Source organism: Oleiphilus sp. HI0067 (genome assembly GCF_001635735.1).
Genome location: NZ_LWFI01001441.1, coordinates 1 through 1,121 on the forward strand (window position 1 = coordinate 1; position 1,121 = coordinate 1,121).

2 protein-coding genes are annotated in these 1,121 nt (G+C 44.1%); one reads left to right on the plus strand and one right to left on the minus strand.

Going from position 1 to position 1,121, the window contains the following annotated elements; translation table 11 throughout:
- Positions 1-233, plus strand: a 233-nt coding sequence (gene tatA, locus A3739_RS23435; protein ID WP_068503037.1) for a twin-arginine translocase TatA/TatE family subunit, incomplete at its 5' end; no start/stop codon positions are given.
- Between the two features lie 3 nt (positions 234-236).
- Here tatA and ubiG read toward each other — a convergent pair.
- Complete coding sequence (ubiG, locus tag A3739_RS23440) at positions 237-977, minus strand: bifunctional 2-polyprenyl-6-hydroxyphenol methylase/3-demethylubiquinol 3-O-methyltransferase UbiG (protein ID WP_068473575.1); 741 nt, start codon at positions 975-977, stop codon at positions 237-239.
- Between the last annotated feature and the right edge of the window lie 144 nt (positions 978-1,121).

Sequence of the window (1,121 nt, forward strand, 5' to 3'; positions counted from 1 at the left end):
TGGGGATTAGTCCAACACAGTTACTGATTATTTTAGCAATCGTAGCCTTACTATTTGGAACAAAAAAGCTTCGCAATATGGGTGGCGATTTGGGCAGTGCCGTCAAGAATTTCAAAAAAGAAATGAATCAAAACGAGCAGATACCAGAAGCAAGCCTGACACATTCTATTTCAGAAGCTGATTCGAAGGTCGACGCTACACCTGTACAGAGTTCAGCGCAGAAAAATAGCTAAGTTTCATCGCTGCTTTTCTGCGTAAATCATATAGTTGATCGCCAGCGATTCAATGATCGACATCGATCGATTGACAGGATTAACGCGCACACCAGCTTTGCGAACTACCTCGAAAGCGTCAGCGTTAAGGAACGCCTCAATCTCAGAAGGTTTTCTGAGCATAGAATAATGATGCGTTCCTTTTGGAAGCCATCGCAATACATATTCGGCGCCAAATACCGTCACAAACCAAGCTAGCCAATTACGATTAATGGTGGCAACAAAAGTGGCACCACCCTCTTTTACAAGTTCATGGCATGACGCCATAAACAAGGGAAGATTGGCAACATGCTCAACAACCTCCATGTTGAATACAACATCGTACTGAACACCTTCGTTTCGTAGCTCTTCAACTGAAATAAGACGATATTCAATATCAAGCTGCTGTTGTTCTGCATGTGTTTGCGCAATGGCAATATTCTTTTCTACGACATCGATGCCTGTAACCCTAGCGCCCAAACGCGCCAAAGATTCGCTCAATATTCCGCCGCCACAGCCAACATCTAAAACAGATAGACCAGATAAAGGCTTCAGGGAGTTTGCCATTTCGGATTGAGCGCAGAGTTGCTCGACAATCCAGTCAACCCGAAGCCTGTTTAATCGATGAAGCGGCCAAAATGGACCTTCTGCATCCCACCAGGTTTCTGCAAGTTGATGGAAGTGCGCGATTTCTCGTTGATTGATGGTCGTAGAATGATTTGTCACCCGAGTTCTCCAACAAACTAAGCCTTAAGAGTACGACTAAAGACGGAACGAAGTTCACCAAAGCTTAGGTTTAATCCGATAAGACAGGGATGGAGATAAATGTTTTTATAGGCGAAAAAAAGGCCGACTATTGTCGACCCTTTT